The sequence below is a fragment of the Bacillus sp. CFBP9009 genome (assembly GCF_036541465.1).
Taxonomy (GTDB): Bacteria; Bacillota; Bacilli; order Bacillales; family DSM-1321; genus Peribacillus.
Map to the genome: position 1 here is coordinate 1 of NZ_JAZHFU010000030.1, position 18102 is coordinate 18102.

Consider the following 18102-nt stretch of genomic DNA (forward strand, 5'->3'; position numbering starts at 1 on the left):
GGTAAAATTAAAAGGCATGAGCCCGGTAGATTACCGGGTTCATGCCCTCAAGGCTGCCTAAGTAAATAAAGTGTCTAACTTTTTGGGTTCACTTCAAAAGCAGCTCTCTTTTTGAAGCAAGGTACCTTCTCCAATTCATGAACGGTCATTGAAAAATGATTGTCTCTTTTGTCACTTTCCATCACTGCCAGTTTGTGTGAAAGACCCCAGCTAAATCACGTCGCTCATAGGTATGTGCCCCAAAATAATCACGTTGTGCTTGCAGGAGGTTAGCATTTGAGATGCCTGTACGATAACTATCGTAATAAGTAAGTGAAGAGCCTAAACATGGAAACGAGATGCCAGAATTTATTCCCTCACAGACAACCTTTCGCAATCCCTTCTGGTAATTTGCAACCTTTTCAGCGAAATATGGTGAAATCAATAAATTGGCCAGATTCGGCTGCTCTTGATAGGCTTCGCTAATGACATTTAAAAATTCTGCCCGAATGATGCAGCCGCCGCGGAAAATAAGCGCAATATCCTTTAAAGGCAAATCCCAGCCGTTAAGTTCAGAACTCATTTTATATTGAGTGAAACCTTGCGCGTATGCACAAACCTTGCCCATATATAATGCTTGCCTAATATAGTCAATCCACTCATTTTTATCTAATTGTTGCTGAACGTTCTCAGGCCCTGTTAGAATGTTTTCTGCATGAACCCGTTCTTCTTTTAAAGCGGAAATGTAGCGAGCAAACAAAGACTCTGTAATAATCGATGCTGGTATTCCGTTATCAATTGCTTGCATGCTGGTCCATTTTCCTGTGCCTTTTTGTCCTGCTTTATCAAGAATCACATCAATCAAGGGTAAGCCCGTTACTTCATCTTTCTTCCTTAAAATTTCCGCTGTGATTTCGATTAAATAACTTTTCAGTTCGCCTTGATTCCATGTTTCAAAGATGTCAGCAATTTCAATAACTTCTAAATGCAATTTTTCTCTTAAAAACGTATAAGCTTCGGCGATTAATTGCATATCCGCATACTCAATCCCGTTATGTACCATTTTCACAAAATGACCTGCTCCTTTTGGACCGATATAGGTACAGCAAGGATCATCATTTACTTTGGCTGCGATTTTTGTCAGGATTGGAGCTACTTTTTCATAGGCGTCTTTATCTCCGCCTGGCATGATTGAAGGTCCTTTTAACGCCCCGACTTCTCCACCGGAGATACCAATCCCTACATAACTGAATCCTTTAGATTTCAATTCATCATATCTGCGTTCAGTATCTTCGTAATGGGAGTTACCGCCGTCCATGATAATATCGCCTGATTCAAGATGAGGAAGTAATGAAGTGATCACCGAGTCGATCGGTTTACCCGCAGTCACCATGAGAAAAATCTTTCTTGGAGTTTCCAGTGACTGAACAAAGTCTTGGATTTCGTAATACGGATGGATCGACTGACCGTCCAATTCAGCAACAAGCTGATCCGTCAAATCTCTTGTGTAGTTATAGACAGCAACTTGTTCCCCTTTACTAGCCATATTTAACGCGATATTACTACCCATAACCCCTAAACCAATGACACCAATTGTATTGTACATTTTATTTCTGCTCCTTCTATGTAAGAATAATAGGCAGTAAATCCCTGCCATAAGTGGGGGATTTACTGCCGGGAAAGGCCTATACAAATAAGCTTAGTAATAGAATAAATCCTAATCCAGCTACTGAAATAATCGTCTCAAGCAAAGTCCACGTTGCAAATGTTTCTTTCATGCTTAAACCAAAATACTCTTTAAACATCCAGAAACCAGCATCGTTAACGTGTGATGCGATTAAACTTCCCGCTCCGGTAGCAAGTACAACCAGGGCAAGGTTAACGTCCGTCTGACCTAACATCGGAATAACTAAACCTGCTGTCGTTAAGGCTGCAACGGTAGCAGATCCCAATGAAATACGCAGGATTGCCGCGATGATCCAGGCAAGCAAGATCGGTGATAATGATGTTCCTTTGAATAATTCAGCTACATAGTCACCTACACCGCCGTCAATCAATACTTGTTTGAAGGCTCCGCCGCCCCCAATGATCAAGAGCATCATTCCGATATGCAGAATCGCTGATGTACAAGATTCCATAATATCTTTCATTGGAATCTTTCTTGCTAATCCCATTGAATAGACCGCAAATAATAAGGAAAGCAACATGGAAGTACCTGCTTCGCCAATGAAACGGATAGCTGCCAGTAAACCATTATCTTCAAATCCCATTGTTTTTTGCATCAAAGTGATAATCGTAGCAATTGACATTAATATAACCGGAAGTAAAGCGGTAAATACACTGATCCCAAATCCAGGTGTATCTTCAAGTTTAAATGATTTTTGTTCTCATAAAGAGGCAATGCTGCCTGTTTTCGTAAATGATGCAGGTACTAATCTTTTAGCTATCTTCGTAAATACTGGTCCAGCTAAAATAACGGTTGGAACCGCAATGATGAAGCCGTAAAGTAAAACCTGACCAATGTCTGCGCCATATTCACCAGCAATAACGGTTGGTCCTGGGTGCGGCGGTAAGAAACCGTGTGTTACGGATAATGCCGCTACCATTGGAATACCAAGGTACAATATCGAAACTTTTAATTCTCTTGAAATCGCAAAAACGATTGGAATCAATAATACTAAGCCCACTTCAAAAAATAACGCGATACCGATAATAAATGACGCTGCCACGACTGCCCATTGAATATTCTTTTCACCGAATTTTTTAACAAGGGTCATGGCAATGCGTTGCGCTCCGCCTGAATCTGCGATCAACTTACCCAACATCGCTCCAAGTCCAAAGATTAACGCTAAGTGGCCAAGTGTTCCGCCTAATCCAGCTTCAATGGTTTTGACAATTCCGTCAAGTGGCATCCCAAGTGCTAAAGCCACTCCAAACGATACAATGATCAAGGAAATAAAGGTGTTTAATTTTAAGCCCATTATTAAAATTAATAAGGCGACAATTCCTAAAGCGACAATAACTAATGGCATTGTAATCCCCCCATGTCTTTACTTTGCAGCATTTATTAAGTTTCTTTGATAATCCGCAATCTGTGTATACTCGTTTTCCAATACCCTTGATAGGTTAATGAAAATCGGCAGTAACTGCCTATATTCTTTTACAGAATCAGCTTTCGGTGTGTGCTTGTGGGTATTGCCTATCATTTCAGAAACTACTTCGAAGGAATCAATTTCCCCAGCAGCATATAACCCTAATATACAAGCACCAAGGCACGAACTTTCGTAGCTTTCTGGAACCACGACTTCCGATTCGAAGATATCGGACATCATTTGCCGCCAAACAGCCGACCTTGCGAAGCCTCCCGTAGCTTGAATTCGGGTCACGGGACCGTCCATGCATTCGGTTAAGGCTAAAAATACTGTGTATAAATTGTAAATGACTCCCTCTAGAGCCGCTCGAATCATATGTTCTTTCTTATGCGACAATGTTAATCCGAAAAATGAACCCCGTACGTCCGGATTCCATAATGGTGCACGCTCACCTGCAAGATATGGATGGAATAACAATCCATCAGCGCCTGGTCTTACGCGTTCGGCAATCTTGGTCAAGACTTCATAAGCGTCGATTCCGAGTCTTTTAGCCGTTTCCACCTCAGAAGAAGCAAATTCATCGCGAATCCAGCGAAGGACCATCCCGCCATTGTTTACCGGCCCGCCAATCACCCAATGCTTTTCCGTTAAGGCATAGCAAAAGATTCTTCCTTTTTCGTCTGTTTTCGGCTCGTCAATAATCGTCCGAATCGCACCGCTTGTCCCAATCGTGACAGCGATTTCACCTTTCCGGATAGCGTTTACACCTAGATTTGAAAGGACACCATCACTTGCCCCAATGACAAAAGAGGTTTCTGGGTCAATCCCGATCTGTTTGGCTAAATCCGGGTCACAGTTGTTAAAGATCTTTGTTGTTGGTACGAGTTCAGATAATTGATCACGCGTTATTCCAGCAATTCTTAGGGCTTCCTTATCCCAATCCAAATTTTTGAGATTCAACATGCCCATCGATGAAGCAAGGGAATAATCGACAACATATTGATCAAAGAACTTTTTAAAGATATATTCTTTAATCCCGATATACTTTTTAACATTGGTTGCGATCTCCGGGCGATCATTCACGATCCAGGTAATTTTGGATAAAGGTGACATCGGGTGAATCGGTGTTCCGGTTCGTTTGTAAACTTCATGCCCATCTAATTCATCCTTTATTTTATGGGCCCAAGCTTCACTGCGATTATCTGCCCAAGTGATGCAAGCGGTCAGCGGCTGGTCATTTTCATCCATAGCTATAACACTATGCATCGCACTGCTAAATGAAATAAATGATGGTTTTTTATCTGGATGCTGCTTCGTTATATTTGAAAAGGCTTTCAGAACAGCCTGGAAAATCTCCTCAGGGTCTTGTTCCGCCGTTGTCATATCCGGTGTGTAAAGAGGATAGCCAATATTCTCTTGCTGGATGACATCGCCTTTTTTCGTGAATAATACAGCTTTTGTACTTGTCGTACCGATGTCTACACCTAACATATAGCTAGTCATTTTCTTGTTCGACTCCTTTTGAAAGCATCTGTTGGGCCATCCATAAGTCTTCAACTTTTTCTTGAACATCATCAAAGTTTTCATGTAACGACTTAATCATGATGTCTCGATCTTTTGTTTTGATCGCATCAATATAAAGTTGATGATTATTTAGGATCCGTGTAAATTCTTCATACTTTTCTTCAAAACGACTGCGCATGGATAGAAGAATCAAACTTTCCATCACAGGTTTTAAATTATCCCAGATCATCAGGATGTAGGAATGATCGATGGATCGAATGATCGTTTCGTGGAATAGGACATCCTGATAGGAAAACTCATCAGCATCAAGGTATTTTATGGACACTTTCATCATTTCTAATATTTTACTAAGTTCCATTACTAATTCATTCGTGTTCATCCGTACTAGACGTTCAAATACAAACGTTTCGATGAGTATACGTACATCATAAATTTCTGCATACTTTTTTTCTGTTAAACCAATGACAACCGCACCCATTCTTTCTAATCGGATGATATTTTCAGAGGCCAGTATTTTTAACGCTTCACGAACTGGTGAGCGGCTTACACCAAAATCAGCAGCTAATTTATTTTCAGATAGGATGGCACCGCTTTCAATCATCCCCGAAATAATACGCATTCTAAGCTCGGATGTAACACGATCACCAGCTGAAGCTTTTGAAAGCCATTTTACAGGATAAAGAAATTCCTTTGATTCAGCCATATATTCACCTCTATTAGAGTTCAAGTACACTTGTATACAAGTATTATAATCTTAAAATAATTAGTAATGCAAGCTTTTTGAATTCAACTGGATTCTCGTAATATAGTCAAAGTTTATTGGGAGTTTAGAAGGTTCTGAGGCAAAAATAATGAAGAAACACAGGGTGGTAATATCTGTTAACCAAGGGATTAGGCTGCTATTCCGAGCAACTTATGAATGAATCCAACGTCATTTTGGGCAGACTTTGCCCGTTGATGAGGTTAGTACCCTATTAGAGATTGCACGTTACTGGTCGGCTAGTATAGGTTGCTACTCGCGGGGATTAAGCTGCCTCCCTAAATTTACTTAGATAGCCCTCATTCACCTATAAAAAAAGCTATCATTGATGAACCTGCTTGCGTTTGTCTTCGGCCTTGCCTTGTTCTCTTTGACTTGCTTCTAGGTCTTGTTGTGATGTTCGAGCGAGCACAGGTCGCTACTCGCGGCGATTTAGCTGCCTTCAGTACTATCGTAGGTTGTCCCTCATTCACCCCTGTATATTTCTTTAGTACTGAAATGTAGGTGGTACTGCATCAATTATTATTCCCATTGTGATTGGCTTCCTGGCCCAGGGCGGTAATTTTGCTCCTGCACTTACCCTATTGCTTGTATAACCTTCGCAGGAGCACTGTCCTACATTTTCTTGGTTGGTAAAATCGAAAGGGGGCAGGATTTTGCTGATGTTGATTTACGGAATGGTAAGAAGTTACGAGCTAATTATGAATGCGTAGAATATCTACAAACAACAAAGCAGTGCATCCCGAAAATTGGGATCACTGCTTTGTTGTTTGTAATTCAAAGGAGCAGAAAAAACCAGCTCAATTGGTCATAATTTTCACCAATGTTTTACTACATCTTTTAGAACCTTCTAATTTTGTCGATATCTACTCAGAATTTGTAGATATTTCTCGGGAAATTGTTGAAATTTGAAAATAGTGATTGCGAATAGTTGGAACAAAGGAATTTCTACTTTTGATTTGATTGCCTTAGGTTTAAATAGTTATTAACAGAAATTAACACCTGAATATCGTAAAGGAGACTAAAATAAAGGTAATGAATCCTTTTTCTTATTGAAGTAATGCTTCGTAATGGTTTTTTTGTTGTTCAGTTTTAAGCTGTGACATATCGTTTGTCAGTTAGATGTTCATTTCACGTGTAGCTGTGAGTTCATTGATTAAAAGATTAAGCTCTCTTTTAATTGAATGAGAACATGGGTTAAATTGTCATATGTATCGGGTATCGCTATCTCTGTTTCATTGGTTCCTTCTAATCTATCTTTTTGTAGATACAAGGGTCTTTAGCTATATCGTTTAGGGGCTGCCCGTATCGCGTAACACTTTAAGCGTTTCGATGTCGGATTGAACGAAGGTATTTGTATTTACATATTTTAACAATAATTTTCCGTTTCACTCTAAGTTTTTAACATACTTTCGAACATTGATTTTGCATCTCCACTTCTTTGCCACTTCCTTGGAAGAGGATGTATATCCTGTCACATATCGGACCTTCCTTTCTATTAAAGATGAAGGTTCCTTGGATTTATTTTCATGTTATATCGCCCAGCGATACGAAACACAAAAAAGAACAGATAGGCCCCTTTCTTGAGGAACACTATTGAGGACATAGATCTTGCTGGAGCTGGGAAACCGTTGGTTTAAGCCGAGACATATCGTTTGTCAGTGGAAGTTCATTTCAAGCGTAGCTGTGAGTTCATTGGTTAAAACAATTAAAATCTCATTTATTTGTTTGGAATTATGGGTTAAGTTGTCATATATATCGGGTATCGCTATCTCTGCTTCATTGGTTCCTTCTAATCTATCTTTTTGTAGATACACAGGTCTTTAGCTGTACCCTCTAGGGACTTGTCCGTATCGCGTAACGCTATGTGCGCTTCGATGTCAGATTGAATAAAGATAGGCAACCACCATCTTAAAACCTCATATCCGTTTTGTTCTAAGTTTTGACCATACTTTTGAACAGTGGGTGTGCATCCCCTCTTCTTCTTCCACTTCCTTAGAAAAGAATACTCGTTCATTCGGATGTATATCATGTTTGCATATCAAACGCCGCTTTTCTATTAAACCTAAAGGTTCGAATTTATTTGCAAGTTATATTGCCCAGCGATACGAAACACACAAAAAAAGAGCCGATCTATCCCTGTCTGGAGCACCTCTAGTAAGGATGACTCCTGTTTTTGAATGCAAGTTTTCAACCTCCTATCAAACATGCCTTTTTAGCTTGCTTCAAATTGTGTATTTTGTTTTAGATGCATATCGCTTAAACAAATCCCCAATGAATTTCAATTGAGCCTTTGGTAGAACGTCCGCTACATTGGTATTGCCGAGCATTTGCATAACAGGTGCCAAATCCTGTAAAGTTGAAAAATCCTTTCTTAATTCTGTTTTTCAGCTAGCGAATCATATATGGCACTGATTTTTTAAAACTTTGTGGATTCGCATCTCAATGCTTTCATCCATCATTATTTATTTAAAAAATATTTATCAAATGTTCTTCATCAATAATTTGCTTCCACAAATCAATACACAGCTAGGCAAAAAACCTTAACAGTCACCTTATTTTCTGAATATGGAGAAAAGCGCCCGCCATTTTTCGGAACGTTTTTGTATAGTCTCTTCTAAACGTTTATTAAATTCATTTTGTGAACTCCATTCTTTTTTCTGTTCGTCCCGCATATTTTGTATTTCTTTTTGTAAGAGTTCACTTTTTTGTTTTTCTTGTTCCAGCAATGTTTCGTAATGGGTATTTTGTTGTTCTGTTAATTGTTCAATTTTAGAATTAGTTCTTTGCGCTGAATTTCCAATACTAGAACTTATAACATGATGATCTTGCTGGAGCCGGGAAACCTTTGTTTTAAGCTGTGACATATCGTTTGTCAGTTGGACATTCATTTCACGTGTGGCTGCGAGTTCATTGACTAAAAACATTAAGACCTCGTTTAATTGATTGGGGTCGTGGGGTGAATTTTCATATGTATCGGGTATCGCTATCTGTGTTTCATTGGATCCTTCTAATCTTTCTTTTTGTTGATATACAAGGTCTTTAGCTGTATCGTCTAGGGGCTTGTCCGTATCGCGTAGCGCTATAAGCGCTCCGATGTCAGATTTAACAAAGATACGTCGATCTCCATCTTTCAAAAACTCATATCCATTCCGCTCTAAGATTTGACCATATTTTCGAACAGTGGGAGTTGCAATCCCCACTTCTTCTGCCACTTCCTTGGAAGAGAAAGCTCGTTCATTCAGTTGTATATCGCGTCGCATATCGGACCTCTTTTCTATAACTAGTTGTATCTGTAGTCTACCTGACCTTAAATTTTCTGTCTAGATAAGTATAGCCTATCCAGAAGTTGTTAGGGATAGCGATAAGATTTCCTTTTCCTTTCTTCTGTTTCCATATAGGATTAGATCATCTATTCGCTTTCCTTCCTTCTCTTGCATAGCCTCTATCCTTATCCATTGTGGATGTTACATCTGGTTGGGCCTGGCGCCTGGTCCCGTGCCTTTAGAAAACTGGCCAGCCTTATCCTCAAGATTCCCCCCTTTTTGTTGCAAGTTACACACTGGCACAAATTTCGTATAATCACTTAAGTTAAATTGAATCCTCTTATAATTGTCATCCTTGATAAGATTGTAACTTATAGGAGTATACTCTAGCTCTAATATAGTCTGCACCCACTAATTTAGCCCGTAACGTTCGATGATTTCCATCACTAGATACATGATATTCTATCATCGCAGGCTTTCTAGAATAACTTTGTGCATATTTTCTTTCGAAGTGCTCAAAAAGAGTAGAATTACATCCTAATTCATAGGCTCTTTTACATAACCAGCTTTGACTTGTTCTATAAGAACTTCCCATTGATTTGTTTTTTGTTTCGTTGTGGAGACTCCGCTTACACCAGTTTGGACCGATTCCAATATTTTTCCGCACTAAAAAAAGCTCGACCCAAATGGCACATTATATGCCTTTTGGGTCAGCTCCTTTTCTCATTATTTCATCAGCTTTGCGACTGGCTTCGAAAGAAGCAATAAAACAATACCTAAACCAATTGTTACAAAACCAATTACACTGAAGATTTCCAGGTAACCTAAAGACTGCGTATATGCAGCTAATTGTCCGGCTACCATATTGGCCACCGCGGAACTTGCCAACCATACTCCCATTAGAAGAGAGGCTAGCTTGATTGGAGCAATTTTACTTACCATTGACAAGCCAACTGGTGAAATCATTAGTTCGGCTAATGTATGAAGGAAATACGTTACAATCATGAACAGAATGTTCACTTTCAGCGCTGTATCGTTTCCTGTATACATAACAGCTGGAAGCAGTACTAAGAAACCTAAACCAACAGTGACTAAACCAAGAGCCATCTTCGTTGGGGTTTTTAAGTCACCGCGTTTTGAGCTGCCAAGCTTGTACCATAAAGCAGACATAATTGGCGCTAAAATCACGATGAATAATGGGTTCAATGATTGGAACCAGGCAGTTGGAACCTCAAAACCAAATACATTCCGATCAATTTGGTCATTAGCATACAATGTCAATGAACTTCCTGCCTGCTCGAAAGCGGCCCAAAAAGCAATAACGAAGACTGCCAAAATCACGATAGCCGTTGTACGTTTTTGTTCTCTTTTCGTTAACGGTGCAGCTGACTTTTGACCAGAAGTAACTTCCGGTTTGCCAGTAGGTTCTTTACCAATATCACCTAAATAGCGATTGCCTAATAAGTTGAAAACTAACTGTCCTACAATCATGCCAATTGCTGCTGTCAAGAACCCATATTTATAGCTCATCAGGCCAACTACTAATGGTGCGAAGAAAGCCCCAACATTAATACCCATATAGAAGATGGTGAAAGCTCCATCACGACGCGGATCGTTGTCTTCATAAAGATCCCCAACAATTGTCGAGATGTTTGGCTTGAAGAAACCATTACCGATAATCAATAAACCAAGACCAATGTAAAGCGCTGTCAAACTCTGACTTGAGAATAGCGAAAAGTTACCAAGCGCCATTAAAATACCGCCAATCGTGATTGCCAATCTTCTGCCTATGAAACGGTCAGTCAAGTATCCGCCAATCATTGGCGTAATATAAACGGCACCAGTAAAGAATCCGTATATGCCCATAGCCGTAGATTTGTCGACTCCAAGCCCGCCATTTACAACAGTTGCTGTTAAGTAAAGAACAAGAATTGCTCTCATTCCGTAATAGCTGAAGCGCTCCCATGCCTCAGTAGCGAACAGCATATACAGTCCTGGAGGATGCTTTTTCCTGGACTGGTTTGGCTGCTGAACATCTTTTAATAGTGCTTGCATAATAAAGTCCCCCTAAATATGGTTAAATATTAAACCATCCACCAATCGTTACTTTCACAAAATAATTGCATGGTTTTTATTTTAATAGACAAATTATTGATTCTTTCCACCTACGCCTAATACGATGTTGGCGACGCATGCCATCCAACCCACCATCAGTAAGCGTTTACATTTCTAATCTTGACTCTGGTGCAAAAGAAATCAGATAGCAAAATCTAAATGAACATTAACTAATAAATTCATTCATTTTACTCGAAGACGTTCAATGAAGACATTTAAATTTTAAAGAATATTTATTGTTGTAAAATAATTTTATATTATCAGAAAATATAAAAATACAGAAAAAAAAGAAAAAAAGTCCTACTGCATTAGCGGCCTGTGCAGCAACGGAGACCCCCATTATAATAAAAAAAACTGCCTTGTTTTAAGGCAGTTTCTTAGTCAACAATCCATTGATATAAATTTTTCGGTCTTCCTATTTTTTGATAACTCACAATAATTTCCACTTTTCCTTCATCAAGTAAATGCATAATATAGCGATAGACGGTCGGATAAGCCAAACCTACTTCTTTAGAAATTGTATCAACAGAAAAAGGTTCACGATTAGAATGCAGAAAATCACTAACGTGACAAAGTGTTCTCTTACTAATTCCCTTTGTTACAAATACTTCCTTTTCTTCACTGGGTTTTTGCTGCGGAGCTGATTGGGTTAATTTTGCAAGGCGAGCATGCAGTTGAATTCTTGAAATCAAATCAGGCGCTTTTACAGGCTTTAATGCAAAATCCGTTGCGCCTGCTTCAAGAAAGCGATCAGCAATTTCCTGTCGTTCATCGACTGTTAATACAAGAATCGGAACATCAGCATTAAGTTTACGAAGCTCACCCACTGTTTTTATTCCGTCCATTTCCGGCATATGATAATCAACTAAAACAACCTCTGCTCCTTTTTCTGCAAACACATTTAACCCTTCTTTTCCGTTGTTAGCCGTATCTACATTCCAGCCGGCAAATTCACAAATTTCACTTAGCATATATTGAATTGATGCATCATCATCAATGACTAAAATGTTCATCTTGACACACTCCTCTCAGCTAGTTTAATCCAAATTATTGTCCCGTGCCCAAGCTTGCTGTCAATTTCTAAAGATGCACCATGTCCTTTAGCAACTTGTCTTACGAAAGCTAATCCCATCCCTGGATGCGATTTCGTACTGAACCCAGCTTTCCATATTTTCTCCTGCTCTTTAGGTGAAATCCCTTTCCCATTATCTGATACGCCCAGCCAAAGTTCATTTTCATAGGTTTTTACCTTAAGCAAAATCTGGCCATCTTCTATTCCATTCACTGCATCGTAAGCATTGTCAATTAAATTCACTAATGCCCTTGTCATTCGGATTTTATTAATTAAAATTTTAATTTCAGGATCTGTTTGAAAGTCTACCTTCAGATTAAGATTTGTCCCGCTCAGTCTGCTTGCTTCGACGTATTCAACTAAATCTTTTATACGGCACCAATGTTTTTTATCATCATATAAAATCTCGGAAATCATGTCGCTAACGGAATGAATCGATGATGAAATCTTTTGACAATATTCTTTAATTTTAGAATCGTCCACTTTCAAACTAATTAAAGAATTTAGCCCCTCAATTGCTGTGAGAGGTGTTTTTAAATCATGGACCAGATATAGTGCTTCTCGTCCTGATCTTGACTGCATTGCTTCTAACTGCGCATAATGAAGCTCTTGCTTTATCCGCCACTTTTGTTCAGCTAATGAAAAATACACAGCTAAAATAACAGCATTAATAACAAAAATTAAACACAAAGTTAAACTGTACAATGTTAAAGATTGCTCAAATCCAATTTGAACCGCTATATCTTTTAATTCCTTTGAAATCGACCCTTGCCCAAATCCATATTTAGATAAAGAAGGAATCTCATTCAGCCATTCAATCCCAAAGATTAATTGAGAACAAATAATCGTTTTAATAATTGGCTTTAGCCTATCCTTTTCAAAGGCTTGCAATAATAAGATTGCTAACAACAATAACAATGCATATGCGCTAAATGAGTATGTTAAAGAATAATAAGCATTTATCACGATATAGTCGAGAGGAATAACAATAAGAGGAATGATGATTTTTAACCATGGACGGTTTAAACGATCACCAATTTCGTCTCCCAACAGCAGTGCACCAATATAATGAAACAAAGCTAAAACTGTATTTAAAGAAATTAACAAAAAAACGGCAAGCATTAACTTATTTCCTGTTTCTTCACCTTCTCTTAATGAAATAAGCAAATCAGTAAGACCAATTTCGTCAGGACCCAACCACGATAGTAAGAATACCCCGAATAAAATCACTCCGATTTTCATCCATATTGTCCAAGACTTCATAAGACTAGATATCATAATCATTTCACCTTTAATAGATTAATTGCTTATAGAATAGAATGATAACCATTCTTTCATTTCGTATTTATTTTAAATTTATGTATACCTCTGCATAATCTCATTATACGCAACTCATCATAATTATGAAAATTATAAAAAAATGTGTTTTGGTGCAAAAATCCGAACAGCTTGCAAGTAATCTCTAAATCTTGAACAAAGCATTATGTACTTGAACTGTTTTCTAACGTCATTTTTAAATGAGGTTTTATTTCATTCGCGGATGGCTAATAATCAATAGGTATGTCCCCGTTTCAACGACCTAAGTTTTTCAAGAAAAGGGCGCGTTTCTGGGGCAAGAAATGCGCTCTAAGCAGCCGGTGCCTTTGCATTAGGAAGATTGTCGAAGGAAAACAAGAAATAATAAAATAAATATCCTTATCCCAAGCCTTCTCGATCAATAGAGGAGGGCTTTTTCGATGTCGCTGGAAAACAAATATATAGTAATTTGTATTTGTCAAAAGGATGGTAGAGAATGCTACTGCTGATTGGCGTGATCCCATTTATTGAAATGAAATAGATTTGCGTTGTTTACAATCTCTGTTATATAGTTCATGGTGATTTTTGCAGCCGTTTGAAAATCGTAGCTTTTGCGATTATTTAAAACATTTGTAAACATTCCCTGCCATACTAAAATGGTTAATTCATTAATCGCATCAACGTTTTCCTCTTTAATGTAGCCCTCTCTTAGTGCAATTTCTAAAAAGGATCGCCCTCTTTTTGACACATTACGTTCGAATAGGATAGTCTTTAATTCTTCAGGAATGTTAATCAAATCAGACGGATAGATTTTATAATAGTCCTCGAGCAGCTTTTCAGGTTGATCAGCTAGGTCCATAATAAAAACCGCATGGAAAATTTGTGGTTGCTGAAACGAGTGATTACAAAAACATTCCCATGCTAATAAGTACTTTTCAATTGGATCTTTTCCTTTTTCAATATAAACAGCTACCTCATCTGTGTAGCATTTCAAGAATTTCATTGAAGCGAAAAAAATCAAATGGGAGACCTCAGAAAAATAGTTATAAATGGTTGCGCTATTATAGCCCGCTTTATCTGCAACTTTCCTTATTGTTACATTCTCTAAACCTTCTTCTTCGATAATTTCAGCTGTTGCGTCCACAAAGTATTTCCACATGCGGCCCATTTGTATTTCTTTTTTTTTCATATCTATTCCCCTCACATTTTTAAAAAGATATAGGTCCATTTCAATCACTGAACCCTATAAAACAAAGCTTTCTGTTTTCTTATCTATATTTTATAGTGGCGTGCTAATCAATAAAGTGCTGATGGATAAATTATACCAAACTATGGCATGGAAGCCGAAAGAACATTAGCCCACAATAGAAACGTATAAAAATAAAAAACTGGCAAAAAACAAAACGTTTATCGCCAGCCTCTTTACATTTTTGGGGATCTTTAAGAAAACCTCATTATTCTATCACTTGGCAACCTTTTAATCCTCTTGTTTTTGCTAACTTGCTTTCATTTCTCTCTTCAGAAGCGCAATCTCTTTTCGTTTTTCTTTCGTTACTCTTTGCCAAATTATAGCCGTAATCAACCCAACAATCGTCAAGCCTAATAAAATCGTAAATAATACCTTATAACCGTCTGTACCACTCCAGTGGTCCAAACAAGCACCTGCGACAATTGGCATAAAGATTTCTCCGCTATACCCAATAATCATCAAGGGCATAGCAACTGTTCCTGTTGTTTCGACAGGATAGTCTCCTTCTACCAAAATAGCGAAGTGCGTTGCCTGTAATGCATACATTGATATATAAATAATTGCTATAAAAACTAACAGTAATAAGATGAAAGAAGGCTTTCCGGGTAATACGATGAGAGCAGCTAAACCGAGTGCCAGAACACAATAGCCAATTATGACCATATTCGAAATACCAATTCGATCCCCGATAATGCCGGAGCCAAAACTTCCGATTGGGCGGCAGTATTGTGAAAAGTAACCCAAAGCAGCGGCAATTATTGTTGAAGCACCAAATGCGGCCGTTGCATAAGGCGTAATATAATAGAAACTATTAATCATCGCATAAGACGTTAAAATAAGAATGGCCGCCAACCAGGTTGTTGGCATTTTGAGAATCCTCAAAAGTATTGCCCAATCAAATTTTTTATTTGCCTTTTCTTTTATTTCATCACTACTGTTGTTACCATCAGGTTCCTTATAAAGTAACATAATCATGATCCCTAAAAGAATACACATCACGGAATAGAAAATAATCACAGAGGACAATGCCAGCTTGTCACTCAGTTGCTTTGCTAAAAAGGCGAAGAGTCCTAATACCAAAGCAGATTCGATAACTTTGGCAGCACCGCGTCCGCCTTCAAAAAAGCCGAATGCTTTTCCTTGTTCATTTTCAGATGCTAACGAACGGACGGCTTTTATTAACGCTACCCAAAAGGTCATGATGGATGTTATACCCCAAGCTGCATAGATTAGCAACAACACAGGGTAAGGTGGATACAATAGTAAAGCAAAGCCTAGAATCCCTGTCGCAAATAAGGATATTGACAACAAGTGCTTCGTTCTCCATCGATCTGCCACATACCCTCCAAAGATATAGGAAATCAAACAGCAAACTCCATATGCACTGCCAAGCGTACCCATTTGTGTATTGGTTAAGTGAAAGGCATTTAAGAATACATCATAATAATAGTTTCGAAAATATGGCAATGTATAAATCATTTCACCTGCAATGATTAAAATGACTAGGGTAGGTATATTTTTCCTTAGTTTACCTTTCATCTCTTTTCTCTCCAATCTCTGGCTTTTTAAAGTCCTAAACGTTCAATCTTTTGATCCCAGTTCTTATGAAATGCCGGTCGGTCGTTTTCTTTAACATCCATTTCCCCAACAATCATAAAGTTTTCTGCATCAGAAGTTTGCGTAACGGTAATGTCAGCGTCAATCCACCAACCCTCACGCCCTATTCTCATTTTTTGACAAATGGTATATTTCGCGGAAAGAGGATTAGCATTACTTAATGTCAACTCTCGTCTCAAATTGTGTTCAACCGTAACATCGATGTCATCAAAGCGATAGACCCCTTCACCAAATACCCCTCCAACACCATCGGTTATGCAAGTCCATGTATTCGTTAAAATATCGTATGTAATGGAACGATCGACTCTTCCCTCTGAAAGCATAGTTGTCGGAGTTAATGGCGCGCTTTGAGGACTCATATTCGGTCCAGATACCCGGCTTCCTTTAAAGATTGGTAATGAAAACTTTGCGGTTTCAAGATTCAGAGTAAGTGTTGCATCCTCAGGCATTGTCCAAAACATTGGCCAAAAAGTTGTTGCAATAGATAAACGTACCCGGTGCCCGGCTTTAAATTTATGCCCGCAACAGTCAAAATTAACAAATGCATTTACCTTTTCACCAGGGGTTAACAAGTCTACTTGATCATGTCCATTTAAATGGGTTAAATTCATTACTCCATAAGAAACACGGGTAACGGCTCCATCTGGTGCCACATCTGATAGTTGTGTGAAGAGCATTGCCTTTGGTTTGTCACTTGTCATTTGTACTTCAAATCTTGGATAACCAACTATTTCTAATGGGCTTTCTAAGACATCCCCTTCAAATACCATCGCCATACCATCATCCAATCGTTGGTCTGACGGACTTTCACCCGGTACTCCGGCACCCATCCATTCACCTGATAAAAGGCCGTGATTTAAAGGTGTTTTTAATAACACTCGCTCTTCTGTTTCATCTCTTTCCTCTAGCAATTTACCATGAGTCAATTGATAAGTTTGCGTTAGAACTTCATTTGATGGCCAGGAATCGAGTCCAACCCACTCTCCTTTACTTACTGGTTTAATGGAAGAAGGAGGCATACTTTCCTCAAGCCATACATTCACCATTGGTCCATCCATCGCATCGTTCGCTTTTCCTTTTAGCCAATGATCCCACCATTTAACAGCTTCTTGCAAAAAGCCCATTGCTGGTCCTGGAATTCCATCATGAGGGTATACGTGTGCCCAAGGACCAATAATCCCCTTTCTAGGAACTGAAAGCCCTTTCATTAAACTTAATACGGTATTCGTATAAGAATCTTCCCAACCATCGATGGCTAGAACTGGCACTTCAATGTCATCGTAATTTTCACAAACTGAACCATGCTTCCAATAAGCATCTCTCGTTTGGTGCTCCATCCATTGCGCCATCCATAAAGGCATTTCCTCTAATCTTTCCAGCCATTTTTCACGCCAGCTATCCCCAACAATATGAGGGTCAAGTGGACGCACCTGATAGGCTAGCATAATGGCCCCCCACCAGAAATTATCATTTAAGAGGCAGCCGCCTTTATAGTGGATATCATTGTTATACCGGTCATCGGTAAACCCGAGTGTTATAATTGCTTTTAAATTTTTGGGTCTTCTGGCTGCAACTTGAAGGGAATTAAAGCCCCCCCATGATTTACCCATCATACCGATATTTCCATCACACCAATTTTGCTTTGAGATCCAATCAATAACTTCCAGAGCATCATCTTGTTCTTGCTGTAAGTATTCATCCCTTAGCAGACCATCTGATTCTCCCGAACCTCTCATATCCACTCTGACAACTGCATAACCGTTCCCGGCAAAATAACCATGCATCGGTTCATCTCTTGCCCTTGTACCGTCTGTTTTTCTATAAGGAATATACTCTAAAATGGCAGGTACTTTTTGACCTTCCCTAACTTCAGGCAACCAGATACGACTTGAAAGTCTAGTTCCATCTTTTAAAACAATCCAAGTGTTTTCAATGATTTTGAACGCATAAGGAAAATTAGTGATAATTTCTTTTTCTTTATATTCTGTTGACATTTTTCATCCTCCTCTTAGTCATTTTTCATCCGCCGTAAAGTAGTCATTATCATTATTTTTTAACTCACTTTAAGCGCTTTCTATAAATTTTTAATCGAAATTACAAAACAATCACAGTAATTTTATAATCATGATTAC

Annotated in this window: 10 protein-coding genes and 2 pseudogenes; 1 reads left to right on the forward strand and 11 read right to left on the reverse strand. The window is 38.6% G+C overall.

All coding sequences use genetic code 11. The annotated features are described in order from the left end of the window. Positions 1-181: 181 nt before the first annotated feature. The 4 genes and pseudogenes from gnd to V3595_RS27540 form a co-directional block, all read right to left on the reverse strand. Entirely contained in the window at positions 182-1585 is a 1404-nt protein-coding gene (gnd, locus tag V3595_RS27525) for a decarboxylating NADP(+)-dependent phosphogluconate dehydrogenase (protein ID WP_485911038.1), read from the reverse strand. A gap of 79 nt (positions 1586-1664) precedes the next feature. After that, a pseudogene (locus V3595_RS27530) lies at positions 1665-3011 on the reverse strand (GntP family permease). Between the two features lie 18 nt (positions 3012-3029). Next, positions 3030-4574: a gluconokinase gene (gene gntK, locus V3595_RS27535; protein ID WP_485911040.1), complete on the reverse strand. Its 1545-nt coding sequence runs from the start codon at positions 4572-4574 to the stop codon at positions 3030-3032. Beyond that, on the reverse strand, positions 4567-5298 hold the full coding sequence (locus tag V3595_RS27540) for a GntR family transcriptional regulator (RefSeq protein WP_485911042.1): 732 nt from the start codon (positions 5296-5298) through the stop codon (positions 4567-4569). Before V3595_RS27540 ends, gntK begins: the two co-directional genes overlap by 8 nt. Before the next feature lie 557 nt (positions 5299-5855). Between V3595_RS27540 and V3595_RS27545 the strand changes: the two are divergent. Further along, a pseudogene (locus V3595_RS27545) lies at positions 5856-6007 on the forward strand (MFS transporter); the annotation flags it as partial. A gap of 1903 nt (positions 6008-7910) precedes the next feature. Here V3595_RS27545 and V3595_RS27550 read toward each other — a convergent pair. The 7 genes from V3595_RS27550 to V3595_RS27580 all read right to left on the reverse strand — a co-directional run bounded on the left by V3595_RS27550 (position 7911) and on the right by V3595_RS27580 (position 17964). After that, the gene (locus tag V3595_RS27550; protein ID WP_101225625.1) at positions 7911-8618 is read right to left on the reverse strand and encodes an SH3 domain-containing protein; all 708 of its coding nucleotides are present in this window, start codon (positions 8616-8618) and stop codon (positions 7911-7913) included. A 729-nt stretch (positions 8619-9347) separates the two neighbouring features. Next, positions 9348-10676 (reverse strand): peptide MFS transporter, encoded by a 1329-nt coding sequence (locus V3595_RS27555; RefSeq protein ID WP_485911044.1) that lies wholly within the window; start codon positions 10674-10676, stop codon positions 9348-9350. Positions 10677-11113: 437 nt separating this feature from the next. Continuing rightward, positions 11114-11749 (reverse strand): response regulator, encoded by a 636-nt coding sequence (locus V3595_RS27560; protein WP_485911046.1) that lies wholly within the window; start codon positions 11747-11749, stop codon positions 11114-11116. Continuing rightward, on the reverse strand, positions 11746-13071 hold the full coding sequence (locus V3595_RS27565) for a sensor histidine kinase (RefSeq protein ID WP_485911048.1): 1326 nt from the start codon (positions 13069-13071) through the stop codon (positions 11746-11748). Before V3595_RS27565 ends, V3595_RS27560 begins: the two co-directional genes overlap by 4 nt. A 532-nt stretch (positions 13072-13603) precedes the next feature. After that, positions 13604-14293 carry a TetR/AcrR family transcriptional regulator gene (locus V3595_RS27570; protein WP_485911050.1) on the reverse strand — a complete coding sequence of 230 codons (690 nt, stop codon included), beginning with the start codon at positions 14291-14293 and terminating at the stop codon, positions 13604-13606. A 306-nt stretch (positions 14294-14599) separates the two neighbouring features. Beyond that, complete coding sequence (locus tag V3595_RS27575) at positions 14600-15892, reverse strand: MFS transporter (protein ID WP_485911052.1); 1293 nt, start codon at positions 15890-15892, stop codon at positions 14600-14602. Positions 15893-15918: 26 nt separating this feature from the next. Next, on the reverse strand, positions 15919-17964 hold the full coding sequence (locus V3595_RS27580) for a CocE/NonD family hydrolase (RefSeq protein ID WP_485911054.1): 2046 nt from the start codon (positions 17962-17964) through the stop codon (positions 15919-15921). Positions 17965-18102: the final 138 nt, after the last annotated feature.